Raw genomic sequence first — 25,642 nt, forward strand, 5'->3', positions numbered from 1 at the left:
TACAGTTTGCCAACAACAATCTCTTAGAAAGTGAAATTGATATTGATACCGTAACGACGCATGGTAGGTGTCTGTAACGACGACCCACGGTCAGTGTAGTTAACAAATTGCTCTACATCCAAATCTTTAGAATGAGCAAAATACAACAAGTTACGTCCAACCAGCGAAATCGTAGCCTGCTTGATATTCTTACCTAATAAACCCGCTGGGAGTGAATAACCTACCTGTAATTCACGTAATTTCACAAACGTACGGTTTATCATGTTGCCCTCATTGGAGTTGTAATATCGGCTAATCCAATCTTGCAAAAACGTAGCATTCGCAGAAGACATCGGGGTAAAATTCAATTCACCGTAGTTTGTTACCAAACCATCTGGATCGTATTTAATCGTACCACCCGTTAAAACAACTCCTTCTCCTACCCAAGTTTTCTGTCCTTGCGTATCGGCCAAACGAGCAATACCCATGGCACCCTCGACCGTAGCTTGGTGGCGACCACCGCGGAACGTTTGTTTTTGGATGTAATTCTCAATAACACCACCTACGCGTCCGTCAAATTGGAAGCTAAAGTTAAAGTTCTTGTAGCTAAATTTGTTTTGGAAACCAAACGTCCAGTCAGGGTTAGTGTAGCCTAAGAATTGATTGACGGGATTGTAAATCGGACGTCCGCTGGCATCGTTGACGATTTGACCATCTTGGGTACGAACAAAGGCGCGTCCATAATAAGCATCCAAACGGTCGCCAATTTTATAAAACTGATTCAAGCGAGTTTGTGAACCGTAAATCTCCTTGAGGGTTTCTTGCCAAGTGGACCAGTTGGCCAAGATGTCCCAGTTAAGACCGGTGCCGCTTTTGAGAACATTACCACTTACCGCAATCTCTAATCCTTTACGTTGGGTTTTGATACCGTTGGTGGTGAGTGCCCCATAACCCGTTGATTCTGGGAGCGTTAATCCAAAAATTTGGGGGCCATCTAAGTAGTTAAAATAAGTTACATCTAAGCCCAAACGGTTGTTCATAAACTTCATTTCCAATCCTCCCTCGTAGTTGGTACGCGTTGAGGGCTGAATGTTAGGGTCAACAAGGCGAGTTGAATAATAAGCCGCGGCTTCGTTGTTGTAAGGACGCGATATGCTGTAAGCAACGGTTGTACCATAACTTGGCCCGTCGTAAGATGAAGTATAGTTGGCACCGTAAGGGACTGGCGTATTTGGCGGAACCCCAATCGTAGCTTGCGTAAAGGCCTCTTTTACCCGAGCAAACGAAGCCCGAAGTTTGAGGAATGTAATTGCATCTGGCAACTTTACGTAGTCCGAAAGGACCGTTGTTAGACCCACAGAAGGATAAAAACCTACGTTACGACCTGACGGCAACGTAGAGGTTTTATCCCAACGTCCTGTTACTGAAAGGTTAGCGTATTTGCTCAAAGAAACGTCTGCAGAGTAATAGCCACTCAATACTTTCATGTAAGCCGCAAAGTTATAAGCTTGTACGGGGTTGCGTGAGTTGGAGAAACTATATACGCCTGGTACGTTGAGATAGTCGGTAGAAGCAAAGTTGGAGTTGTAGCGGAACAAACGCATACTTGCACCGACGGAAGCTCTCACGGTAATGTTTTTAGCCACCTCTTTGTCAAAATTAACCAAGGCGTCAGTATTGTTTTCCCAAAGGCTACGACGGTCTTCACGGTAGTCACCGCGGGCTTCTTCACGTCCATAAGAAGTAGCAGAGAAAGGCATTTTCTCGGTACGAAGAATGTCATAAGTCGTTACTTGCGTACGAATTTGTGCATTTAGGTAATCCGTAATTTGGTATTTACCAAGCGCATAGGCGTAGATGTCATTTTTGTAATGACCACGCAACCACTCTTTAACCACAAACCAAGGATTGTTGTAGCGTTGGTACTCAGCGTATATTTGCTGGACCCCTTCTTTGCCAGGTTGCCACAATTGTTTCATATCATCTACGTTCCAGTCTGCGCCACCCCAAATGATTGAGTTGTAAATGAGGGAGTTAGGGCCATAGTCTACGTCAGGTATATTAGGCGTATATTGACGGCTGTAGTTGATGGTACTTTCAAAACGCAATTTTTTGGAGAAACTATACCCAAACGAGGTATTGAGGTTAGTAATGTTCAGTTGCGTATTAGGAATGATACCCCGTTGGTATTGGTGCGACAACGACACCCGAAGGTCTGCTTTGTCGTTACTGGCTGATACCGATACGTTGTTATTAGATAAAATCCCCGTACGAACAAAACGTTGTAAATTGTTGGCACCACGCGGCAACCAAGGAGTAGGAATCCGCTTACCTGTTGCAGGGTCAATTGGGCTATCGTACTGAGTTAGCAAACGACCATCCAATGGCGGTCCCCAAATGTCGTAGTCGCCATCGTTTACACCACCTCCACGACCGTCCACAAACGCATATTTGCCGTGGTCGCCTGGACCGTATTGGTCTTGTACTCTAGGCATAGAAATAAATCCATTGTCAAACATTGTAGAAGAGTTGACATCAACCGCAAAGCCTCTTTTATCTTTCGACCCTTTCTTAGTTGTAATCATAATCACCCCATTCTGAGCCCGAAAACCGTACAAAGCCGTTCCCGAAGGCCCTTTTAATACGTCCATTGACTCTATATCGTCGGGGCTGATATTCCACGTATCGGAGTTGATCGGAATACCATCTACTACATATAGTGGGCGACCACCACGCAACGACACCTGTGGAGCACGCAAAAGTTCGGCGCTTGCCCCTACGTTTAAGCCAGCCACTTTCCCCACGAGGGAGTTGATGGGGTTGGGCTCGCGGGCTTTGATAAGGTCAGAGCCTTTTACACTTTGCGTTGCAAAAGCCAGCGTTTTCTTATCTTTTTGAATCCCCAATGCTGTCACAACAACTTCTTGTAGTTGTTTGAGGTCCTGTGCCATTTTTAGGTCAAGGGTGCTACGATTGCCCACCGATATTTCTTGGGCATTGTAGCCTACAAAGGAGAATACTAACGTAGAATTGGGAGCTACACTAAGGCGATATCTGCCTTCACCGTCTGTGTTCGTTCCGCGATTTGTGCCTTTTACAACCACACTCACCCCGGGGAGCGGTGCGTTGTTTTCGGCGTCTGTAATTCTGCCCTGCACCGTTATGTCTTGTGCAAGGAGACTGGAGGCTACACCGAGTGTCAATATAAAGAATGACACCCAAAAGGATTTCCCTAGATTTTGGGGTAAAAAGTACCGCATAATGTTAATTTGTTAAGTGGAAAATGAAGGAGTGTAGGACTTACTAAACCCGTTGCAAAGTAAGTTTAGTGAAATTAATAAATAGTTAACTAATAGTAAAGTAATTATTAATATATTTTTTTAATCATAACATTCGGTTGAAGTTCCATATTCCAGTATTATTTATACACAATGGGCGAAATTTGCGGTTTAATTCGTATATGTTATCTAATTATTACCAAATTATTATGGAATGAATATTAAATAAATTGTATACTTAAACTAAACTTTAATTCGAAATTTATTAACTTTGTTTACGAACTATTACTTTTGTATTATTCAAATGCATATAAATAAATGGAGCAACAACAGATAAAATTGGTCGTTTTGGACATGGCCGGAACGACCGTAGCCGATCAGCATGAGGTGGAGGCCTGCTTTGCAAAAGCAGCGCGTATGTCGGGACTCGAAGCTTCTGACGAAGCAATTTTGGCGGCACAGGGATTATCGAAGCGTTATGTATTTCAATTGTTTTGGAGAGCCCAGCTCGGAGAATCTCATCCGGATGTAGAAACACAGGTTGATAAGTCGTACGCTATTTTTAAAGAGGTATTGGAAGCACACTATCAGACTCAGCCCGTTTTTCCGACCGACGGCTGCCTGAAGCTGTTTAGCTACCTTAAACAAAATAACATTAAGATTGCTTTGACGACGGGCTTTTATCGGGTTGTGACCGATATTATATTGGGTCGTTTGGGCTGGCTCGAAGGCTTGGATGAAAATCGTATTGGCAATGACGACAGCATAATTCAAGCATCTATTGCCAGTGATGAAGTAGAGCATGGCCGCCCTGCGCCGTTGATGATTCAAAAAGCAATGCGCCTCTTGGGTGTCACTGATCCTAAACACGTGATTAATGCGGGCGATACGCCTTCTGATTTGCAATCAGGTAATGCAGCAGGCGTTTTGTTGAACTTAGGCGTAACGAACGGCACCCACACCGTCGAGCAGCTCATAGGCCATCCACACGATGCGCTGATTGGCTCGATTGACGAAATTATTAATCTAATAGAAGGAATTAAACAGGGCCGCCCAAGCGGTAAAACAGCGGATGCGTACTCATTTTGACCTAATCGTGGTCGGTGGCGGTATCATGGGGACTTTCCATGCTTACCATGCCGCTCGACAAAATAAATCTGTATTACTCTTAGAAAAGGATAATTTTCCGGTAGGCGCAACCGTTCGAAATTTTGGCCAAGCGGTTCCGTCTGGGTTGGCTGGGAGATGGTTCGAGTACGGCCAACGTAGCTTGGAATTATACCAAGAACTTCAATCAAAAACCGATTTAACCGTTCGCAAAAACGGCTCGGTCTACATCGCTTCTGACGCCGATGAGTGGCAGTTGGCCAATGAATTGTACGATTATTATCAGAAAATCGGCTACCCCTGCGAGCTGTTGACTCGGGAGAGTTGCCTAGAGAAATATCCCTACTTACAAAAGGAATATCCCGTAGGCGCTGTTTTCTTTCCTGGTGAATTGACCGTTGACTCCCCGAAACTGATGAAACAGTTTTTGGCGTATTGTTCAGAACAAGAAGGTATTACGTACATCAACAATGCAACCGTGGTGGAGTGCCAATCCTCAAACGGAAAAGCTACCGTGCGGCTTACCAACCAAAAGACGTTTGAAGCAAGCAAAGTGCTCATTTGTAATGGTCACGAGTTTCGGATGCTTTATCCCGAACTGTTTGCCAAAAGTGGCTTGATTGTCAGCAAATTGCAAATGCTTCAAACCATTGCTTTTCCTGAGTTGAACATGAAAGGGAATATTCTGACGGGATTGACGATTCGGCGTTATGAGTCTTTTCAGCAACTTTCATCATACGCCAACCTCACCACGCCCGCCCATTATGATGAACTTAAAAAGTGGGGTATTCACGTGCTGTTCAAGCAGGCTTTGGATGGCTCGGTTGTGGTGGGTGACTCGCACGAATACGCAGGGGCGCAAAACGTGGATGATTTGGGCTATCATATCAACGATTACATCAATCAATTGATTATTGACGAAGCCAAGCGCATTGTAAGTTTCCCCGTCGAAAAAATGCAAATGAGCTGGGCAGGGTTTTATAGTCAAACGTCCGACGAAATTTACGAATACGATGTCGACGAACATATTCGTATCATTACGGGTATTGGCGGAAAAGGAATGACTTCCAGCGGTGGATACGCGGAGGAAAGCATTGCTCGCCTGTTTTCATAATCCTAAAATACAGAACGCTGATTGGATGAAATCATGCTGAAAATCAGCGTTCTAGTGTATCAAAGCTTTAGGTTTTTCAATACTTCTCGGTCAATAGTATGTTTTCCGTCAAACGTAACCACCGCCAAATGAGGAATGTCCGTCTTTATGTCGGCTTCGTACTTATCTAAATCGACCTGAACCAAATATTCATCCTGCGTGCCGTAGACCAACGTCGTCGGAACGTTGGATAATTTAGCGGGGGCGATTACATCGGCTATGCCATTGCCAAAGAATCCTGCCCAAATCACCACCCTATCGTACCGAACATGGCCATTGTTGAGCCATCGCAGCAGGGTTGCATTCCCCTGCGAAAATCCTAACATATTAATTTGAATGTTATTGGGGTTTCGTTCTTCCAGTAAGGTGTCGTACAATTGATTGAGGTAAAAAATGTAATCGTCGATTTCGTAAGCGCGCTCCTCTTTCGTCATCCAAGTAGCACCTACCCGCCCACTGACACCCTGTAAATAGAACCGTGAGAGTGCTTCTGGGGCCACAATAACGGTTTGGCTATCGTTAAGAACGTCAAATTTTTTGATAAAAAATTGGGCTAGTTGGCCATAGCCATGAAGGACAAACCAAACTTGTTTTGTGCGTTCATTGAGCGTCCCCAACGTGAAATACCGGGCTGTTCGTTTAACTTGCAGGTGGTGTTCTTGCATAATTTGAAGTATATTTGCCGCACCTAAATGGGCGCCTGCGCAAGTTATTCGTTATTTACAAATTGTTGTTTTTTATGAACCGGAATCTTTCTTTTTACCTTATTTTAGTTGTTTTAGTGGTCGTTGACGCGTGGCTTTTGGCCCATCCCAACCTACTGGGGAAATTGGGGGTTTTGGTTTTTAAATACGATATGATCAGAACATTCTCCCGGGCCTTGGCAACGGTTGGAATCTCCGCTTTGGTCAGCATTCTCATTGTGGCGTTTATGCCAAAAGCGGGCAAACAAACTGCCCTGATTGTTTTAGGAATCCTTACGGTTGGCTCGATTGGGTTGTTGATCAATACAATAATGAAATTTTCTTCGGGCTCTTATGCCATGACGGGAGCTGGCTTTAAAACAGGAGCCATCCTGATGCCGATTATCTTACTGTTGATTTTTGGAAATGGCTTGTTAGAGACCTTTAAGCTTAAAAAAGCCTGACAGCGCTCGGTATCCCAAACGGTTTAGGGCTTTCTTGCTTCCCTTCAGCCACTTTTTTCTACGCCTGAGCTACGATAAATTGAGTTCCTTTTTCTTTTTTCTGACTTTTGATGTGTCAAAAAGGCAGTCGGTATCGTTGTATTACCGATAACTAAGATTATAAGTCTCTATGCCTCAGAGAAGTATATCTTTGCACCTGATTACAATTTAACAGCTATGAAAAAGATAAAGTACACCTTGATTTCGTTGGCGATTGCCATTGGACTGAAAGCCTGTTGGGTTAAAAACGACAGTCAAATTGCGTTAAAAGGTACATTTTTGAACGAATCGTACCTCGCACATGCTTCCGATACGCTTTTAAGCGCGATTCCCTTTTATTGTACCGAATTGGTTTTCGACCGTCCCGACAGCGTTCTGGTCCGAAATGGTGTGGAAGAGTATCCGTTAAAATACGAAATCCATCAGGATACCTGTTTTGTGAAAAATGCGTATCAGCACCAGGGTAAACTGCGGGATTTAGTGTTGATTTTGTCGTCGGATACTTCGTTTGTGGCTTTAGAACAGGAGTTTACGGGCCAAAGTCAACCTGCGTCTTTTCGAAAAACTTCCATTTTTAAAGGATTTGAATACGGCTTGAATAATGCCACCGTTGCTGGAAAGTATACCATCGGTGATGCCGCTACCCAAAAAGAAGTAGTCGTCACGTTTACGGCGGATGGTCGGATTGAGGGGCTTCCAACGTACCAAAAATTTTCGGTATGTTATTCGGGAGATTGTGTTTCGGAGCCTCTGGAGGCCTCCAACGTAATAATGCTAGAAAATGCCCAAAAGGAAGTCGAGTTTGCCGTTTGGCGGTTTGATAAGTCGACGAAACGCCTGACTATATTAAAACTTGCGAAGCCACAGCCCGACATCAAAGGCGAAAGAGCGATTCAATCAACGCTGCTGGAAGCTGGAAAAATCAGTTAGAACTGAGGTGTTTAACCTATTTATTATCCTATTTAGTTCAGCCATGAATTTAAAAATGACCCACGTTTATTTGCCATTGATTTTTCTGCTTTTTATCGTATTGGGGTGTAAAACCGAGCCAGAACGAACAAATAAAAATGCTACGAATCCGAAGATAACGCAAACTTCGACCTTAGAAAAGACGGCTGAGATACCGCCGAGGATGAAGCCTTTCGCTTTGACTTTCAATGATTTGATTGAAAAAGGTCGGTTGAATAAATTACCAACATTGACCCAGAAAGAAATCGCTACTTATTTCGTGGAAGCCATTGATGAAAACTTTACTGAAGAGTACAAGTATCATCTTTTGGACGAAATCGTTACGGCGACCAACGGAAAAATGCTGCTTATAGCCCGGGAATACGACAACGAAAACACCGTCTGGCTGTGTTTGTATGACAAAAATCATAAAATTCTGAATGCCAAAGAGGTGTATTACGACAATGCCGAGGGGAACTATCAGGTAGAAGCAAGCCTTAAAAATGATACGCTGACGCTTTTTATGGACGATGTCAACGAAGGAAAATATACTGAGAAGTATACCTTCGAAAAAGATTTTAAAATCAAGCAGTTAATTAAAAAAAGTAAATAGCATAGTTGTAGTTGCTCCAGTGTAGTCGTGTAGAGCGTTGATTTTAAGGAGCTTAAATGGAAAGTAGGGTTGAGTGTTTGCAAAAAAAACAGGCCTCAACTAAAAGTCGAGGCCTGTCCAACCCATACAGCCATTTTAAAAATATTTTACTTAACGTAAGTTTCTGTTTTGAAATTGTGTTATAACTTCATTTGTCATAACAATTAAATAACAAAGTTTCTGCTTTAAAAAGTTCCCACTTGTGATACTTTACAGACAGAACAGGATTTTATCTATTTTGTTTAAAACTTTTGCAAGGTAGCAAAATAGTTTAATCCAACAAATGTACATTAATCGTATTTTTTTTATCCTCTGATGCGACAAACTCGCCCAAAAAAGCGTCGAAAATTGGAATCTTAATTCCGAAAGTTAGACAGTTTATTTTCTCAAAAGTTTAACAATTTTGCTACGATTTTTTTTGAACATTTATTTTTAATCCCCCAAACCAGAAGCGCCCCTGAGCGGGTTCGAAATAGCGCCCGTTGGCGGCATTGATTTGGACGTTTTGAAAATAAATGGTATTCAGTAAGTTGTTTACCCCTACAAAAGGCTCAATTCCTAAACGTCCTGCGCGAAAAGTGCCCCCAATTCTTAGGTTCAAGTTGGTATATCCATTGGCAGTCACGGCGTTGGCATCGTCGGCGTAGAGGTCAGAAGCATGGCGTACCTGCGCAATGGCAAACAAACCCGACGGTCGGAAGTACCTTAATTCGGCCTGAGCGGCGTGTTTGGGAATGCCGGGTAGGGTATTTCCGTCAAATTCACCTGCCGTGGTTTTATAGGTTTTGTACTTAAAATCAGAGTAGGTATAGTTTGAAAACAAGGACAAACCTTTGGCCAAGATCGTGTTGAAACTAAGCTCAATCCCCTGCCGGCGCGAGCTTCCCGCATTGCGATAAAAAACGCGCCCCGGTTGCCCAGTGATTTGATACGGCACTAATTCATCTTTTACATTTATGTTGAACAAAGCCACATCTACCCGCAGACGACTGCTCAGAAAGGTTTTGGCTCCGATTTCATAGTTGGTGGCGCGTTGAGGGTTTAATTCAGGGTTTAGCCCGCCCGTTCCTGATGGATTGTTGGAGAGTTCGCTGAGCGTAGGGGTTTCGAAGCTGGTACCCAAATTGGTGTAAACATTCACCTTTGATGAAAGCTCGTACGAAATTCCGAGGGTAGGGTTGAGGCGGCTGTATTGCCGTTTGCCCGATTGGTCGCCGTCGCTCAGGAAGGCATCTTCGGCTTTCATCCGAATGGCATCCGAGCGTAAGCCAGTAAGGAGAGTCGCTTTGCGAAAAGAAAGTTCTTGGGTAATGTAGGCGGCAATGTTTTTGAAAGATTCGATTTGGTCAAACGTGAGTTTTCCGCGGGTTCCCGTTAGGTTATCAAAACGGCGGCGGGTATCGGCCTGAGTTTCAAAATCGGTGCCTAGTCGAAACCGATAGTTGAGCTCTCCAAATTGTTGGGTGTATTGGTATTGCCAGCTTGCGCCTGCAAATGCGCGATTGATGGTTCCTGCGCCTGCGGCCTGAAACGCTAGGTAATTGGCAAAGTCACGTTTTGTGCCAAAAACACGCGCAAAAATCAAACTCTTGCCCATCCGCTTTTCGAAAATAATGCCAATACGCCCCTGATTTACGGATTCTGTGGCCAGAAAACGAAGGTTATTGGGGTGCGCTTGACGGCGATTTTCGTTTACCTGCGCCAATGTAAGCCCACCTGGATCGTCTGCTTCGGGGCTGGTGCCGTAGTTGGCCAATATCGAAAGGCGCGTCAGCGAATCAAAATCATAACGGAGTTTTAAGTTGAAAATACTACTCTCCATGCGACTATTGCCGCGATAACCATCTGATTGGTTGTGCGTTCCGATAAAAACGTATTGGAATTTTCCTTTTTGTCCCCCCGTTTTTACCCGAAAGCTCCTAAATCCGTAGGAGCCTATGGTGGCTTGTCCTTCTACCAATGGCATATCGGCGGCGTTATCGGTTTGTAGGCTGATGATTCCCCCGGCCGCGTTTCCGAACAATCCCGATGAAGGCCCGCGCATTACTTCCAACCGACGCATGGCGCCCATGTCTAAGTTGTCGACGTCGGCTTGCCCGTCGGGGGTTGATTCAGGAATTCCATCTACCACCAATCGAATGCCACGAATTCCGAAAGCCGCCCTTGCGCCGAATCCACGGATAGAAATCCGCAAATCTTGGTTGAAATTGTCGGGATTTTGGGCAAAAAGTCCAGCCACGCCGCCCAATGATTCAAACAATGAAAGTTGGGGTTGTCCAATTTGAATTCGGCTGCCATCCAAAACAGTGAGGGCAGCGGGTAGGCGTTTTTCGTTGGTCTCTAGGCGCGTCGTGGTGACGGTGACAGGCGCAAGCGACAAGGTTTTTAGAGAATCTTTTTGTTGGGCAAAACTGGTAAGAGAAAATAAAATATAGGCCAGACCGCTCAGCTTTGAACAGAAAGCAGGAAATGAACACTGGCGAATAGTATAAACCGATAGATTTAAGGACATACGAATTTGTTGTAAAAAGGTTGGTGTTGTTTATTTGTGGAAATAATTATAAAATTGTAAGGATTTGTACTATTAATCAGGTGGCGCAGTCGAAAAGCGTTTTAAATAGGATGTTTTCTTTATGAATTCTTTTAATTTATCACATCATCTTCAGTCGCGCAAGTTAGAGCTTGTTGTTGAAAATCGCACCGCTTACACCCTCGAAAATGCCGAGCTCAACATTTATGAAACGCACCAAATTGCTAAAAATGTAGAGCTGACTTTCAGCAATCCTGTATTGGCAAGTATGATTCGGGGCAAAAAAGTGATGCACCTCGACAATTCACCCTCGTTTGATTTTTTACCTGGCGAATCCGTCATTGTGCCCGCCGATCAAACCATGCGGATTGATTTTCCCGAAGCTCATTTTGATAATCCAACACAGTGTTTGGCGCTGGCCATTTCTCCTTCCAAGATAAAACAAATAGTTGAAACCCTTAACGAAAAGGCTCCCTTGGTGGACAATCAACAAGGATGGCAATTTACGAACGAGAATTTTTACTTCACCAACGAGAATTCTATTCATCTGCTTATTCACCGCTTGATTTACATCTTTACGGAAAACAACGAAGCAAAGGATTTTTTTGCTAATCTGGTGCTGCAAGAGCTTATCGTGCGTTTGATGCAGACCAAAGCCCGTAATGTATTGACCAACAACCTGCCGAAATTGGCCAATACAAATCGTTTGGCGTTTGCCGTCAAATATGTTCAAGACAATATTCATAAAAATCTAACTGTCGGAGAGTTGGCCGATAAGGCTTGCATGAGTGAGCCTAATTTTTTCCGTTGTTTCAAACAGCAATTTGGCATTACGCCCGTAGAATACATCAATCAGCAACGTATCCAGTTGTCAATCAAACTGTTGCGAAATACGCAGTACAGCATTGCCGATATTTGTTTTGCGTGTGGGTACAACAACCTCAATTATTTTCTGAAAGTATTTAAAAAAGCGGTTGGAACGACTCCCGCCAACTACCGCCGACAGTTTATTGTCTTCTAATTCCCGCTCAACGCTTCGTTAAACTCGTCTCAATCTTTCTTTTTTTCCCTAGTTGATAGAATAGTTCTATTTTTTAAGATGATTGTTTAAAGTCTTACAAGGGGTGTTTTTTACATTTGGATATTATTTTATCAATAAATTTTATAAATTTATTGAGCAAGTTAAACAACATTACCCTAAATTTAAATCTTATATTAAATGGAACTAAACGGTAGTTATATTCTCCCTGCTTCAACGCAAAAAATTTGGGAAATGCTGATGAATCCTGATACGCTGGCCAAAGTGACGCCCGGTATATCGCGGTTAGAATTGGAAAGTGAAAATGTGTACAAAGCCATTGCCGAAGTGAAAATTGGCCCTGTTTCTGGGAAATTTGAGGGGAAGGCAGAAGTGCTTCACCCCGTTGTCGCCCAAAGCTTTACCCTGAATGTCCACCAAAACAGTAAGATTGGGAACGTATCAGCCCACATTAAAATGCACCTGAAAGCGGTGTCTGAGCATGAGACCGAGCTGTCTTTTGCGGGCAAGGCACACATGTCTGGACTGTTGGCTCGTACTGGTAACCGTGTGATGAGCGGCGTGGCCAATACGCTCACGAAGCAATTCTTTCAGAATTTTGAGGATGAATTGGCGGCGAAGGTAGAAGTATAATGATGCCGCTTCCTCTAAGACTGTTGTCGATTTTGTTTTTAACTGTTTGTTAGATAATACCCTAAAAACCAATTGAGTCTGTGCGCAAGCACCTAACTTTTACCTTACCTACATTATGCCAAAAATCACATTAACCGTAAACGGAAAAACGCACACCCACGAGGTAGAGGGGCGTTTGTTGCTAGTACATTACCTGCGTGATACCCTCGGCTTGACGGGGACACACGTAGGCTGTGATACAAGTAGCTGCGGCGCCTGCACCATTCATTTGGATGGCAAAGCTATTAAATCATGCTCGTTGTTGGCGGCCCAAGCCGATGGCAGCAGCATCACTACGATTGAAGGACTCGCGCCCGAAGGCGAACTACATCCGTTGCAGGAAGGCTTCAAGGAAGAGCATGGATTGCAGTGCGGCTTCTGTACTCCCGGAATGATTATGTGCGCGGCCGACTTGCTTAGCCACAATCCCGACCCCTCAGAGCAGGAAATCCGCGAAGGGTTGGAAGGAAATATCTGTCGTTGCACTGGTTATCACAACATCGTACGGGCCATACAGTACGCGGCGCAAAAATCGGCGGTTGCGGTTTAAAACAGGTAACTGAATCCGATTTAAAACATTTCCATCACTCTCTAGAAAAAAGAAAATGAGCAATAAATTCATTGGCAAATCCGTAAAACGCGTTGAAGACAAGCGCTTTATTACCGGAAAAGGTCGTTATACCGACGACATCGTACTGCCGGGCATGACCTACGCGTACATTTTGCGAAGCCCTTATGCCCACGCCCGTATCAGAAGTATTGATTATTCTGCAGCCGAGGCCATGCAAGGCGTAGTGACCATCATGACCGGTGAGGAGGTTGGCCACTATGGCGTGCCTTGTGGGTGGCAGGTAAATTTCAAAAACGGCGACATCATGAAAGAGCCGCCGCATCCGTTGTTGGTGAAAGATAAAGTGCGCCACGTGGGCGATGCCGTGGCGATGGTTGTGGCCGAAACCCGTGAATTGGCGCAGGATGCGGCTGAAGCTATTATCATTGATTACGAAGTTTTGCCAGCCATTACCGACGCTTCAAAAGCGGTACTGCCCGGGGCTCCGCTGGTGCATGACGATGTTCCGAATAATATTTGTTTTGATTGGGAAATCGGAAATCCAAAAGCGGAAGTCGATGAAGCAATGGCAAGCGCCCACCACGTTACATCGTTGGACTTTGTCAACCAGCGCCTTTCGCCCAACGCCATGGAGCCGCGCAGCTATATAGGTCAATACGACAACGTTTACGACAAATACACCCTTTATACCTCCACTCAAAACCCCCATTTGATTCGTCTGCTGATGTGCGCGTTTGTATTAGGATTACCAGAGCATAAGGTGCGCGTGGTGGGGCCTGACGTGGGCGGTGGTTTTGGCAGTAAAATATACCATTATACCGAAGAAGCGTTGGTTACATTGGCCTCCAAAAAAATTGGTCGCCCCGTAAAATGGACCGAAACACGCTCAGAAGCATTTCAGACCGACGCCCACGGGCGCGACCATGTCACGCACGCTGAAATGGGGTTTGATGACCAAGGAAATATTGTAGGTTTGCGTATCAAAACATTTGCCAACTTGGGGGCCTATCTTTCAACCTTTGGGACGGCCGTTCCTACGTATTTGCACGGAACACTATTGCAAGGATTATACACCACACCTAAGATTCACTTGGACATGACCTGTGTTTTTACCCATACCACGGCTGTAGATGCGTATCGCGGTGCGGGACGTCCGGAAGCAACTTTCTTGCTGGAGCGTTTGGTCGATTTGGCGGCGTTGGAAATGGGAGTAGACCCCGCCGAACTGCGCCTCAAAAACTTCATTCCCGCCTTTGACGGGGTAACTCAGCCGGGCTATCAGACCAATGTTGCGTTGCAATACGACAGCGGCAATTACCACAGTGTATTGGAAAGAGGCTTGGAAATGCTTGGTTATGAGAATTTTAGAAAAGAACAAGCGGAGGCAGCCAAGACCAACAAAATTCTGGGGGTAGGCTTCTCTACCTACATCGAGGCCTGCGGTATTGCGCCGTCGGCGGTAGTTGGTTCGTTGGGTGCCCGCGCTGGTTTGTACGAAGTGGGGCAAGTAAGGGTTCAACCTACTGGAAAAATCAGCGTGTTTACGGGGGCGCATTCCCATGGACAGGGGCACGAAACTACTTTCGCGCAAGTGGTGGCCGACCGTCTCGGCATTCCTATGGAAGACGTTGATATTATCCACGGAGACTCTGATACGGTGGCTTTCGGAATGGGAACCTACGGCTCGCGCTCGTTGGCCGTGGGAGGAAGCGCCATTGTAAAAAGTTTGGATAAAATCATTGAGAAAGGTGCGAAAATCGCCGCCCATAAATTGGAATGTTCGGCCGATGATATTGAGTTTAAAGATGGAAAGTTTACTGTAAAAGGAACCGACAAATCGTTGAGCTTTGGCGATATTGCCTTGACTGCGTATGTTCCGCACGTGTATCCTGCCAACTTAGAACCAGGCTTGGATTTCAGCAGTTTCTACGACCCCACCAACTTTACGTATCCGTTTGGATGCCACATTGCGGTGGTAGAAATCGACAAAGAAACGGGCTTTACCAGAGTGAAACGCTTTATTGCCGTCGATGACGTGGGCAACGTGATTAACCCCATGATTGTAGACGGACAGATTCACGGTGGATTGGCGCAAGGAATCGGTCAGGCGTTGTTTGAAGGCGTTGAATTTGACGAAAATGGGCAAATTACCAACGGTAGCTACATGGATTATACCATGCCACGCGCCGACGACCTCCCGATGTTTGAGTTGGACCGTCAGGTGACGCCTTGCCCGCATAACCCGTTGGGGGTGAAAGGTGCGGGCGAAGCTGGCTGCATTGGATCTACGCCCGCCGTGGTGAATGCCGTGATTGACGCGTTGTGGTCTGCTGGCCATAAAGTCAAAGATGTGCGGATGCCCATGACACCGGAGCGTGTTTGGAAAGCGATGCAACCGGCCTAATTTTTTTGTTTCACTAATTCACTCTTTTAAAAATGATTCCATCATCTGTTGACTATACACGCGCCAGTTCAGTGGGGGAGGCGATTCGCCTCCTTGCTGAAAACCCTGACGCTAAGTTACTGGCAGGCGGCCACAGCTTGATTCCTGCCATGAAATTGCGCCTCAATAGCCCCGCTTTGCTCATTGACATTGCCCGCATTGCCGAGCTACGATTTATTGAAGATACAGGAAACTCCATCGTCATCGGGGCGGCAAGTACCCATGCCGATATTATCACAAATCCGCACCTCAAGGGCTTGACGGCCATGATTGAAGCGGGGGAATTGATTGGAGATACGCAAGTTCGCAACATGGGGACACTCGGTGGCAGCATTGCCCATGCCGACCCTTCGGCAGATTGGCCCGCTGTTTTGCTGGCTTTGAAGGCCCAAATCAAAGTTCAGGGCGCTGATGGTGAGCGTATTATTCCCGCTGCTGAGTTTTTTACTGGATTTTTTAGCACCGCACTCGATATGGGCGAGATTGTGACGGAGATTCACCTGCCGAAGGCTGCGGTGGGAAGCGCTTCGGCTTATCGTAAATTTATGCAACCCGCCTCGCGTTTTGCCATTGTGGGCTGTGCGGCATCGGTAACGGTTGAAGGCGGTGTCATTTCTGCTGCTAATGTGGCATTTACGGGGGTCTCTGATGCGGCCTTCTTGGATGAAGGGGTTGCCTCGGCCTTGACTGGAAAACCAGCAACGCTCGAAAACATCGAAGCGGCGGCATCAGTTGCAGCCGAAGGAGATATGCACATCAACGAAGACCATTTTGCTTCGCAGGCTTATCGTAAACATTTGGCGAAGGTATACGCCAAACGTGCATTGGTGGGGGCGTGTGGTCTATAAACATTTCCTGTTTGTTTTTTTTATTACCTGTAGAATGGGCGGCTGAAAGGCTGCCCGTTTTTTTTGTAACTTTCGCAAAAAACAGCCTTTTCAATGCTTCCTGAATCTTACCTTGCATCAAAAGATGCCACTTTAGCTTCCATTATTGAATCTACGCCAACGTTCAAAAAAACGGATTGGAACAACGATGTTTACCTAGCGTTGCTGGAAAGCATTGTTTCGCAACAAATTTCGGTCAAGGCCGCTGATTCTATCTTTGCCCGTTTTAGGGCGCTGTTTGAGGATTTGTATCCACACCCCGAATTGCTGCTGCAAAAATCAAACGAAGAGTTGCGCAGTGCGGGTCTTTCGTTTCAAAAAATCAATTATCTGCAAAATGTCGCAGTTTTTGCCACTGAAAAAGGCATTGATTACCAACATCTTAATCTGCTTTCTGACGATGAAATCGTGGCCTTTCTCACACCTATCAAGGGGGTTGGACGCTGGACGGTCGAGATGTTGTTGATGTTTGTGATGGACCGCCCCGATGTATTCCCCGTCGATGATTTGGTGATTCGGCAGAAGATGGTGCGGGCGTATCATTTGACCGAAACGGGTCGTGCTTTACATAAGCAACTTCATATAATTGCTGAAAATTGGCGCCCGTATCGAACCATGGCCTGCCGTTATTTATGGCGTTGGAAGCCTGAGAGTTAGCTCCATTTAATAAATAGAAGACCTGTTTTTGCGCAAAAATCATTATTTTGCGGGCCAAAATTGTTTTTTTATGGATCAAAAAATCCTGACGAGTAAGCAATACTTTAAACTTTTATTGCTTGTGTATGGTGTTATGTTGGTGGCGCAGGTAGGGACAGGAACCGTTTTCTTTTTTTTACGCAGTACCCAATCGAAGTCAATGCCCAATGAAGTGACACTCGGGCAATTATTTGGTTATTTGGTGCCTTGTGCGGCGGTGATACTTCCACTGGTGGGGATATTATTGGCCAAAAAAACGATTAAAGCGTTAAGAATTAATGATTTATTGTCGGATAAGCTTCGCAAATATCAGAGTGCCCTGATTTTTAAATATGCCTTTTTTGAAGGGGCAACTTTCTTTTCATTGGTCGCTTATTTTATTACGGGAGAGCTGCTGCATTTAGGAGTTGCTGGTGCACTTGTTATGGTCTTCCTTACCCAACTTCCCACCCGAAATCGGGTTTTTAATGAAGTGCCTTTGTCAACTTTGGACGAGTCAAAACTCAATAATCCAGATGCAGAGGTAGCGGCTATTCCGGTTAAAGATTGATTTTTTTCTAAAATTTGCCTACTTATGGCGCGTCGAGTTTCCACCCCATCTTCTCCCAAAAAACGTGCATTACCTCCCATCGGTTGGGTAGTTATTGTAGCCCTTGTATTGCTTATAGGAGGAGGTATTTGGTATGTTAATCGGCTGAATACCAACGAATGGCGGCACGTTTCAAAAATAGGAATTCGGTTGCCATTCAAATATTCTATTCACGGAATTGACGTTTCTAAACACAACGGACGCATCAATTGGCAAGAACTAAGACAGATGCGTTTTGAAGAATTGCGGCTTCAGTTTGTTTTTATCAAAGCCACGGAAGGCGCTTCGTTGACCGACAAAGACTTTAAAAATAACTGGAAGCAGGCGGATGGCGTAGGACTTTATCGCGGAGCGTACCATTTTTACATTCCTTGGCGAACGCCCGAGTCGCAGTTTGAGAACTTCAAGCGATCGGTCAAACTCAAAAAAGGAGATTTACCTCCAGTGCTGGATTTTGAGTTGGGCACCAATGCGTTATCCCAAGAGCAGGTCATTGCGAATCTGAAAACGTGGCTTACATTGGCCGAAAATTACTACGGTGTGCGGCCAATTATCTACACCAACGCCGATTTTTATCGCCGATACATCAAAGAAAACTTTGTGGGTTATCCGCTCTGGATTGCCGATTATTCGGGCTGGACCCTCAATCGTTACGACGATGCCGTCATTCATTTTTGGCAACATTCCAAAAGCGGTTACACCGACGGTATTCGTGGCCCCGTCGATTACAACGTTTTTTTGGGTGAAGTGGAAGATTTGAAAGCGCTTTGTTTGAAGTAAACCTTATCTGCCTAAAAATTGATATTTGTCGGTTAGACCCTTGTGTGAATTATAGGTCGATTTTTTGGCCGAAACAGTAACATAATCCGTCGGGCGCAACCACAAAAAAGACTTTGTAGCTGACGCCATATTTCTGAATTTGAAAATCAGCTTCTTCTTTTTCATAGCCGTTGGCCCTCAACTCTTCAAAAATAGCTTCGACGTCGTCTACTTCAAAAAAACAGCCGTCCTGCGTAGGGTCACCTCCATTTTCGGCAAGGCCGATTTGGATGGTATCTCTTGCCAGCGTTGCTGCCTTAAAGGGGTGGTCATGTCGTGATACAACCTTAAATCCCATAAGGGTTTCGTAATAGGGGATAGCCGTTTCTAAATTTCCAACTGGCAGATTCATGGCATCCTTTTGGTAGGGCCACACATTTTTGAGTACTGCTTTTGAAGTTTTCATGGGTAAATAATCTGTTTTTTGATACCCGTCCGACGGTTTGGTTACGGTGTTATGGAACCGTCAGACGGGTACGTCGTTTTGTCTAGTCAACCCAATCGGCAATGTACAAATTTGTATCGCGAGAGCCAGGGGCGTTGTTGCGGTTAGAGCTGAAAATGAGCTTTTTACCATCGTGTGAAAACATCGGGAAAGCGTTGAAAATGCTGTTGTTGGTCACTCGTTCCAACCCTGTTCCGTCAAGATTAATGACGTATAATTGAAAATCATACCCACGCTGTGAGTGGTGATTTGACGAAAATATAATCTTGTCGCCCTTGGGCGTAAAATATGGTGCCCAGTTGGCTTTGCCCAACGTAGTGATTTGACGTAAATCGGTACCGTCAACGTTGCAGGTATAAATTTCCATGTCAGTGGGGGCAACCAAGCCCAACGAGAGCAATTTTTTATATTCGGCTATTTCCTCTTCGGTTTTGGGGCGCGAGGCGCGAAAGACCAGTTTTTTGCCATCGGGAGAGAAAAAAGCCCCACCGTCGTAGCCCAATTGATGGGTGATACGTTTCACATTTTTACCATCAATGTCCATGGTGTACAGGTCAAGGTCGCCGTCGCGGGTGGAAGTAAACACGATTTTGTCGCCCTTGGGTGAAATCGTGGCTTCGGCATCGTAGCCCTTTTCGGTGGTCAATTGCTTTACAATCTTCCCTTTAAGGTCAGATACGAAAATGTCGTATGTGTCATAAATGGCCCACAAATATTTGTTGAGGTAGGCTTTGGCGGGAGGTGGGCAAGAATCGTTGCCGACGTGCGTACTGGCAAAAAGAATGTGTTTGTCGCCTGGCATGAAATACGAGCAAGTGGTGCGTCCCTTGCCCGTGCTGATGAATGCCGGGCGTTCGTCGGGATTAGTTAAGCCTTTGTTGACGTCCAAATAAAAAATCTGGTCGCACTGCAAGCCCCATTTGGGGTTGTTGGACTGAAAGCTGACGTATTGGTCGTTGAAACTGAAATAAGCCTCGGCGTTGTCGCCCCCAAAAGTGAGTTGTTTTACGTTTTTGAGGTGTTTCTCTTCCCCCGACTGCGCGAAAGTTTGTAAAGATATAAGCAAAAAAGCAGTGAATAAATGATTGATTCTCATGAGTTTTATAGGTGATTTTGCGTTTTACAAAGAACGGTAGAGATGCGCAAAAAAAACAGCTTTAGGCCCAGTTTTTGATGATTTTTGTCATATTAAAAGGCATCTTTCTCGCTAATTTTGAACCAAAACTAATGTACGTGAGAAAAAAAATGACAATTTTCTTGTTTGTATTTAATCTAAATAAACTACTTTTGCGTTAGTATTAGAAACATCAAGACCACAATGAACCTCTCAGAAGTATCTGCTTGCTCACTTGTTGAAACCGAAGAAAAGTTTTTTACAAAGAACTCATTCATGGGCTGTGCGTTTGCCTGCGACCTGAAAAAATGCTGCAAAGCCTACAAAAAGAAGGGTAAGCACTGCAAAAAATGCCCTAAAGTGGACTAGTAAATATAAGTCTAATAGTTACAGTTTTTGGGCTGACTTAACTACAATGGCTGAGCCTTCGGCCAACAGCGCCGAGTGGGGAGATTGATGGGAGAGAAACCCAAAGTTGGGCCCGTACACTGCCTCAAAATTCACATCGACATTATGCGTTTTGACGGGATATACTTCCCAACGCGGATGCTCAACGCCGTACTCGTACGTGGTGAAGTTGTTATATTTTGTGTATCCCCAATAATGCTCGGTGATAAATTCTTCCAAACTTCCTGCCGTTAGCGGAACGGACGTAGCGTCGGCGAGAAGTTCCAGACGATTCCATTCCTTTTGTTTCCATTCGTAACTTACCCTTAGTTGCTCATTGGCTGTTTGCCATTCGTGACGCATGGGCAGAGTGACATAAGGCTCATTATATACCACGTTGGCTACCCAACTGACGGCGTATTTTGGGACAATTTCCTTCACAAACGTAACGCCCCGTTTCCATTGGCCATCTTTAGTGCGGTGTTTGACGTAAAACCGCAAATTGACTTCCTCAAAGGTGGTATGAAAGGGTATCGGAACGCCCAAAAGGCTCACTTTATCGAATAAAAAGCCAATCAAACTCACAAAACATTGGCCTTCAAACAAATCAAGTTCGGTATGTTTAGGTACGAAAGGTTGCAGCAAATCGGGGGAGACGGTATAATTGACCATCGCCAATTTGCGCCATTCGGCAGTGAGAAACGATGTGAGCATGATTCGGACAAAATTTAGAAAGGTGGACAAGGGCAAACCCTTACCGACTTTAATTACATGTAAATGTAACTGCAAAAAGGCAGCTTTGTTACTTTGTCAATGCTGATTCTAAGACTTTTATTAAGTCGTTGCCATTGTTTTGGGTGGGTTTAGGTGGCTGGATGGTCTGAAAATTCCCGTAGCGGTCAATAATGAAAGTTGAGGGAATGCCACTGACTCCAAAGGCTTTCGATACATTCTGATTATCTCTTACGTGTAGGCCCGTTATTTGATGTTTTGCAATGGCTTTTTTCCAGTCGGCTTCGTTTTTATCCGTTGAAATATACAGGAACACGATTTCGTCGTGACCTTTAAAATGTTCCTTGATTTTTAAAGAAGGTTTCATCTCGGCAAGGCAAGGTCCACACCAACTGGCCCAAAAATCAAGATATACGATTTTTCCCTTAAAATCAGCCAATTGCACATTTCGCCCTGCGGTATCGGGGAGTGTAAATGCAAACGCAGGTTTTCCTGGCAGAAATGCTTCTTTTTCAATAAGTCGATTTTTGATTCGGGCTAAAAAACGACTGTTGGGGTACTCCTTTTCAAATGCAATAACCTGTTTTACGACTTCTTCATTGCTGCCTTTGTATGCAATCTCCTCCTCTAAGAGTTCGCTGCTCAATGTTTCGGCAAAAGCGGGATGAAACTTCGATTTGTTGGCTTTTAAATAGGCGTTACGGTCTCCAAATTCAACACCTTGGGTAGGGTGATTAAGCATGAAAAGATACATTAATGTAAATGGATACCCCATCGACTTTGCCGTTATACTATCTTGCGGCGGTGCCATGCTGGTCAAAGCTGCCCGAAACGCGGCTGGTATAAGTTCTGGGGTAACGTCAATCTTCCGTTTTTGGGCTTCCTGATATACCGCTCGCACTGTTTTTGTGGAAATATCTGATTTTATATCGGCTTTACAAATGGTATAAAATTGAGTTGTAACTTTTGATTTGTACTTTTCTAAGAGTTTGAGTTTTAATCTTTCTATTTCAACCAGATATTGGTAAAAGTCAGTCTTTGATTTTGTAAGTTTTGTTTTAGCAGTAGTTTCCCAGTCTTTTTGCAGATTTGTGGTTATCAAATCTTCTTTGTAGTACTCAAACTTGGGCGCGGCATTGCCCGTATAACGCATGGTTTTCCAAAAATATTTGGCATCAAACGTCATTGAAATGGTGTCATTGGGCTCCAAAATATACCATTGTAATCGACCACCTTGGCTAATGGGGCGGTTTTTGTCAAACGTCAGCGTTACATAAGCAATGTCTGTTAATGTCGTTTTGAATTCAAATTCATTTTTTTCATTAAGAAGAAGCGTCTCAAAAATACTTTTTTGTGCATAAGGGAAAATCATAATTTCAACGGTCTGCGAAACTGGATTCATTATTTTGCCCCTAATGAACACGTTTTGGGCTTGAATCTTAATAGAGAATAGAATAAAGAGGAATATCAAAAGTGGCTTCATAGTAGTTTATTTTTTTAAATATATAAAAGGAAAATTTATATTTAAAATCGTTTCTTACTATAAAAAAGGCGGTTTTGAGAAACCGCCTGCACAGAGATACCAAGACAAAATTGTTATGGGATGTTTTTTGGGACTTCGGGTATATATTCTAGAATATCGCCTGGTTGACAGTCTAGGGCGTTGCAAATCGCTTCTAACGTATCAAAACGCACACCTTTGGCTTTGCCCGTTTTGAGTATCGACAGGTTGACGTTGGTGATTCCTACACGGAGAGCCAACTCATTGAGCGACATCTTACGTTTAGCCATTACGATGTCCAAGTTTATAATGATGGCCATGAGTTAGATAAAGGATTCATTTTCGGATTTGAACACAAGAGCTTTTTGGGCAAAATCAGCAATGAGCAGAACAAATAAACCGAATAGAATGGCTAACGGTTCGCGCGCCAATAAATGTGCAATGAATGCCCTAACAAAAGCAAACAGCGATACATCGGCGGGGGCATGGCCGTTGAAATGAACTTCTAATGAGCGCAGGACGCTAAAGGCATCCTCTACTGAACTGATAACCGCAATGCCTAATCCCAAATAACCGATCATTTTTAGGGTCTTAAGAGCGTTAGTGGTGAGGAATCCATTTTCTGTATAGGCTTTTTGCAGCTTGAAAAAGGAAAATCCAATGCCAAAACAAACAGCTATTCGGAATAATTTAAAGAACCATACACCCGCGCTGCTGCCTCCCTGTTCAATGGCTTTGAGTGCAGGAAATAAATAAGCAAGAAAATCAATGGCGATAAAGGCCATAATAACCCAAAAGATGATTTTTTGTACTTTCATGATGATAGAAGTTTAAGTTCATTTCAAATGTAGTGTAAAATTATATGTAAAGCAATAAGTATTTAATGTTTTATGATAAATATTTATTGCAAAAGAAATATTTCCCGTAAATTAATGCCTGTTTAAGGCTCTCAATTGGGCATAGTAAAAAAAGGCAGTTTTGAGAAACCGCCCCCACAGGCAACCTATCCTGAGAAATTGCTCTCGACAACTTGGAAAATCAACGGATTTTACTCCAAAACACACTTTATGTGACCAAAATGTGCGGGAAGCCGTCGAAAATCCTACTTTTGCATATTCATAAAAAATCACCAATCAGATGTTACAAGCCATTCCTTTTGACCAAACGGCTGCCTATCGCAAGCTCAAAACTCACCACAAGAGCATCAGCAAGAAGCATTTAAAAGAACTTTTTGCCGAAGACCCCAACCGCTTTAAAAAGTTCTCTATTCGTTTGGGCGACATCGTTATTGACTACTCTAAAAATCGAATCAATGGGCGGACGTTGGCCTATTTGTGCGATTTGGCGCGGGAATGCCAATTGAGCGAAGCCATTGAGAAGATGTTTACGGGCGATAAAATCAACGCGACCGAAAAGCGCTCAGTGCTGCACGTTGCTCTCCGAAATCGTTCCAATACCCCCGTATTCGTGGATGGCAAAGACGTAATGCCCGATGTGAACGAAGTGTTGGAAAAAATGAAGGGTTTTTCGGAAAAAGTACGCGGTGGCGAATGGAAGGGTTTTTCGGGAAAAAAAATCACTGATTTAGTCAATATCGGCATCGGTGGCTCTGATTTGGGGCCCGTAATGGTGACGGAAGCGCTAAAATCGTACGGCAAAAAAGGACTAAATGTGCATTATGTTTCTAATGTTGACGGAACACACATTGCCGAAACACTTTCGGGCTTAAATCCCGAAACAACGCTGTTTATGATTGCTTCCAAGACATTTACCACGCAGGAAACCATGGCAAATGCACACTCGGCACGCCGTTGGTTTTTGGAGACGGCCAAGGAAAGTGCTCATGTAGCAAAACACTTCGTGGCCATTTCAACCAACCGCACAGAAGTGGAGAAGTTTGGCATTGACCCCGAAAATATGTTTGGTTTTTGGGATTGGGTCGGCGGACGTTATTCATTGTGGTCGGCCATAGGGTTGTCTATTGCTTGTTATATCGGTTTCCAAAATTTCGAACAGCTTCTGGCGGGTGCTCACGATATGGACAATCATTTTCGTTCGGCTCGTTTTGAAAAAAATATCCCAGTTGTGTTGGCTTTGTTAGGGATTTGGTACAACAATTTCTTTGATGCCGATACTCAGGCGATTTTGCCCTACGACCAATATTTGCACCGTTTTGCGGCCTATTTCCAACAGGGAGATATGGAGTCAAATGGTAAAAATGTGACTCGGGGTGGGGAGAAAGTAAATTATCAGACTGGGCCCATCATTTGGGGAGAACCAGGTACCAACGGACAACATGCTTTCTATCAATTGATTCACCAAGGAACCAAGCTGATTCCTGCCGATTTTATTGCGCCAGCGTTGAGTCACAACCCTATCGGTGAGCACCACAAAATGTTGCTTTCCAACTTCTTTGCCCAAACCGAAGCCCTGATGAACGGCAAGACCTACGAAGAAGCCGCCGAAGAACTTCGCAACGCGGGAAAATCAGAAGAAGAAATTGCGTTTTTGGCTCCTTTCAAAGTCTTTGAAGGAAACCGTCCTACCAATTCAATCTTGGCTAAGAAAATTACCCCGCGTGTATTGGGAAGCCTGATTGCGATGTATGAGCATAAGATATTTGTGCAGGGGGTTATCTGGAATATCTTCAGTTTTGACCAATGGGGGGTAGAACTGGGCAAACAACTTGCCAACAAAATTTATCCAGAACTCCAAAATGATTGGCCCATCGATGCCCACGATAGCAGCACTAATGGCTTAATAAACCAGTATAAACGCTGGAGATAGCGTTGATGAACTACCTAACAGAAAAACCGAAAAATGTAAAATACTAAACCGAAAAAGTGATACACACAGGGCATGACTTTACCATTTTACACTTACCATTTTTCGGTTTTTCTGTTTCTTTCCTTAA

The 25,642-nt window shown here is 44.3% G+C and carries 23 protein-coding genes; 14 read left to right on the forward strand and 9 right to left on the reverse strand.

From position 1 onward, the window contains the following. Nucleotides 1-23 precede the first annotated feature (23 nt). Nucleotides 24-3,239 carry a SusC/RagA family TonB-linked outer membrane protein gene (locus tag DR864_RS01370; protein ID WP_114065257.1) on the reverse strand — a complete coding sequence of 1,072 codons (3,216 nt, stop codon included), beginning with the start codon at nucleotides 3,237-3,239 and terminating at the stop codon, nucleotides 24-26. 336 nt (nucleotides 3,240-3,575) lie between these two features. Here DR864_RS01370 and DR864_RS01375 point away from each other — a divergent pair, with 336 nt between their 5' ends. Together DR864_RS01375 and DR864_RS01380 are read left to right on the forward strand one after the other, a co-directional pair. Further along, the gene (locus DR864_RS01375; RefSeq protein ID WP_114065258.1) at nucleotides 3,576-4,346 is read left to right on the forward strand and encodes an HAD family hydrolase; all 771 of its coding nucleotides are present in this window, start codon (nucleotides 3,576-3,578) and stop codon (nucleotides 4,344-4,346) included. Then, nucleotides 4,330-5,478 carry a TIGR03364 family FAD-dependent oxidoreductase gene (locus DR864_RS01380; RefSeq protein WP_114065259.1) on the forward strand — a complete coding sequence of 383 codons (1,149 nt, stop codon included), beginning with the start codon at nucleotides 4,330-4,332 and terminating at the stop codon, nucleotides 5,476-5,478. The genes DR864_RS01375 and DR864_RS01380 overlap by 17 nt, the downstream gene beginning before the upstream one ends. 59 nt (nucleotides 5,479-5,537) lie before the next feature. On the opposite strand, the gene DR864_RS01385 is transcribed toward DR864_RS01380, so the two are convergent. Continuing rightward, on the reverse strand, nucleotides 5,538-6,182 hold the full coding sequence (locus DR864_RS01385) for an alpha/beta hydrolase (RefSeq protein WP_114065260.1): 645 nt from the start codon (nucleotides 6,180-6,182) through the stop codon (nucleotides 5,538-5,540). 74 nt (nucleotides 6,183-6,256) lie between these two features. On the opposite strand from DR864_RS01385, the gene DR864_RS01390 reads away from it, so the two are divergent. The 3 genes from DR864_RS01390 (at nucleotide 6,257) to DR864_RS01400 (ending at nucleotide 8,264) form a co-directional block, all read left to right on the forward strand. Next, complete coding sequence (locus tag DR864_RS01390; protein ID WP_114065261.1) at nucleotides 6,257-6,664, forward strand: hypothetical protein; 408 nt, start codon at nucleotides 6,257-6,259, stop codon at nucleotides 6,662-6,664. Nucleotides 6,665-6,880: 216 nt separating this feature from the next. Continuing rightward, complete coding sequence (locus DR864_RS01395) at nucleotides 6,881-7,633, forward strand: hypothetical protein (protein WP_114065262.1); 753 nt, start codon at nucleotides 6,881-6,883, stop codon at nucleotides 7,631-7,633. Nucleotides 7,634-7,676: 43 nt separating this feature from the next. Beyond that, the gene (locus DR864_RS01400; protein ID WP_114065263.1) at nucleotides 7,677-8,264 is read left to right on the forward strand and encodes a hypothetical protein; all 588 of its coding nucleotides are present in this window, start codon (nucleotides 7,677-7,679) and stop codon (nucleotides 8,262-8,264) included. 445 nt (nucleotides 8,265-8,709) lie between these two features. Here the strand turns inward: DR864_RS01400 and DR864_RS01405 are convergent, their stop codons facing one another. Beyond that, nucleotides 8,710-10,815, reverse strand: coding sequence for a TonB-dependent receptor family protein (locus tag DR864_RS01405; protein ID WP_114065264.1), 2,106 nt, complete (start codon nucleotides 10,813-10,815; stop codon nucleotides 8,710-8,712). Between the two features lie 121 nt (nucleotides 10,816-10,936). Here DR864_RS01405 and DR864_RS01410 point away from each other — a divergent pair, with 121 nt between their 5' ends. The 8 genes from DR864_RS01410 to DR864_RS01445 all read left to right on the forward strand — a co-directional run bounded on the left by DR864_RS01410 (nucleotide 10,937) and on the right by DR864_RS01445 (nucleotide 18,510). Further along, nucleotides 10,937-11,854, forward strand: a complete 918-nt coding sequence (locus DR864_RS01410; RefSeq protein ID WP_114065265.1) for an AraC family transcriptional regulator — start codon at nucleotides 10,937-10,939, stop codon at nucleotides 11,852-11,854. 198 nt (nucleotides 11,855-12,052) lie between these two features. After that, a complete protein-coding gene (locus DR864_RS01415; protein WP_114065266.1) occupies nucleotides 12,053-12,505 on the forward strand; it encodes an SRPBCC family protein in 453 nt (150 codons plus the stop codon). 115 nt (nucleotides 12,506-12,620) lie between these two features. Further along, a complete protein-coding gene (locus DR864_RS01420) occupies nucleotides 12,621-13,094 on the forward strand; it encodes a (2Fe-2S)-binding protein (RefSeq protein WP_114065267.1) in 474 nt (157 codons plus the stop codon). Nucleotides 13,095-13,149: 55 nt separating this feature from the next. Beyond that, the gene (locus DR864_RS01425; protein WP_114065268.1) at nucleotides 13,150-15,519 is read left to right on the forward strand and encodes a xanthine dehydrogenase family protein molybdopterin-binding subunit; all 2,370 of its coding nucleotides are present in this window, start codon (nucleotides 13,150-13,152) and stop codon (nucleotides 15,517-15,519) included. Nucleotides 15,520-15,551: 32 nt separating this feature from the next. Then, nucleotides 15,552-16,406, forward strand: a complete 855-nt coding sequence (locus DR864_RS01430) for an FAD binding domain-containing protein (RefSeq protein ID WP_114065269.1) — start codon at nucleotides 15,552-15,554, stop codon at nucleotides 16,404-16,406. Nucleotides 16,407-16,499: 93 nt separating this feature from the next. Further along, entirely contained in the window at nucleotides 16,500-17,102 is a 603-nt protein-coding gene (locus tag DR864_RS01435) for a DNA-3-methyladenine glycosylase family protein (protein WP_114065270.1), read from the forward strand. A 70-nt stretch (nucleotides 17,103-17,172) separates the two neighbouring features. Next, nucleotides 17,173-17,691: a hypothetical protein gene (locus tag DR864_RS01440; protein ID WP_162793502.1), complete on the forward strand. Its 519-nt coding sequence runs from the start codon at nucleotides 17,173-17,175 to the stop codon at nucleotides 17,689-17,691. A 24-nt stretch (nucleotides 17,692-17,715) separates the two neighbouring features. Then, nucleotides 17,716-18,510: a glycoside hydrolase family 25 protein gene (locus DR864_RS01445; protein WP_114065272.1), complete on the forward strand. Its 795-nt coding sequence runs from the start codon at nucleotides 17,716-17,718 to the stop codon at nucleotides 18,508-18,510. Nucleotides 18,511-18,559: 49 nt separating this feature from the next. Here the strand turns inward: DR864_RS01445 and DR864_RS01450 are convergent, their stop codons facing one another. The 6 genes from DR864_RS01450 to DR864_RS01475 all read right to left on the reverse strand — a co-directional run bounded on the left by DR864_RS01450 (nucleotide 18,560) and on the right by DR864_RS01475 (nucleotide 23,546). After that, nucleotides 18,560-18,955: a VOC family protein gene (locus tag DR864_RS01450; protein WP_114065273.1), complete on the reverse strand. Its 396-nt coding sequence runs from the start codon at nucleotides 18,953-18,955 to the stop codon at nucleotides 18,560-18,562. 82 nt (nucleotides 18,956-19,037) lie between these two features. After that, nucleotides 19,038-20,090, reverse strand: coding sequence for a TolB family protein (locus DR864_RS01455; RefSeq protein ID WP_114065274.1), 1,053 nt, complete (start codon nucleotides 20,088-20,090; stop codon nucleotides 19,038-19,040). Between the two features lie 405 nt (nucleotides 20,091-20,495). Further along, the gene (locus DR864_RS01460; protein WP_114065275.1) at nucleotides 20,496-21,209 is read right to left on the reverse strand and encodes a YqjF family protein; all 714 of its coding nucleotides are present in this window, start codon (nucleotides 21,207-21,209) and stop codon (nucleotides 20,496-20,498) included. Nucleotides 21,210-21,297: 88 nt separating this feature from the next. After that, nucleotides 21,298-22,710 carry a TlpA family protein disulfide reductase gene (locus tag DR864_RS01465; RefSeq protein WP_114065276.1) on the reverse strand — a complete coding sequence of 471 codons (1,413 nt, stop codon included), beginning with the start codon at nucleotides 22,708-22,710 and terminating at the stop codon, nucleotides 21,298-21,300. 113 nt (nucleotides 22,711-22,823) lie between these two features. Next, on the reverse strand, nucleotides 22,824-23,048 hold the full coding sequence (locus tag DR864_RS01470; RefSeq protein ID WP_114065277.1) for a helix-turn-helix domain-containing protein: 225 nt from the start codon (nucleotides 23,046-23,048) through the stop codon (nucleotides 22,824-22,826). 3 nt (nucleotides 23,049-23,051) lie between these two features. Beyond that, nucleotides 23,052-23,546, reverse strand: a complete 495-nt coding sequence (locus DR864_RS01475) for a hypothetical protein (protein ID WP_114065278.1) — start codon at nucleotides 23,544-23,546, stop codon at nucleotides 23,052-23,054. A 319-nt stretch (nucleotides 23,547-23,865) separates the two neighbouring features. On the opposite strand from DR864_RS01475, the gene pgi reads away from it, so the two are divergent. After that, on the forward strand, nucleotides 23,866-25,515 hold the full coding sequence (gene pgi, locus DR864_RS01480; RefSeq protein WP_114065279.1) for a glucose-6-phosphate isomerase: 1,650 nt from the start codon (nucleotides 23,866-23,868) through the stop codon (nucleotides 25,513-25,515). Nucleotides 25,516-25,642 lie beyond the last annotated feature (127 nt).

Source organism: Runella rosea, from assembly GCF_003325355.1.
In the GTDB taxonomy this organism is placed as follows: domain Bacteria; phylum Bacteroidota; class Bacteroidia; order Cytophagales; family Spirosomataceae; genus Runella; species Runella rosea.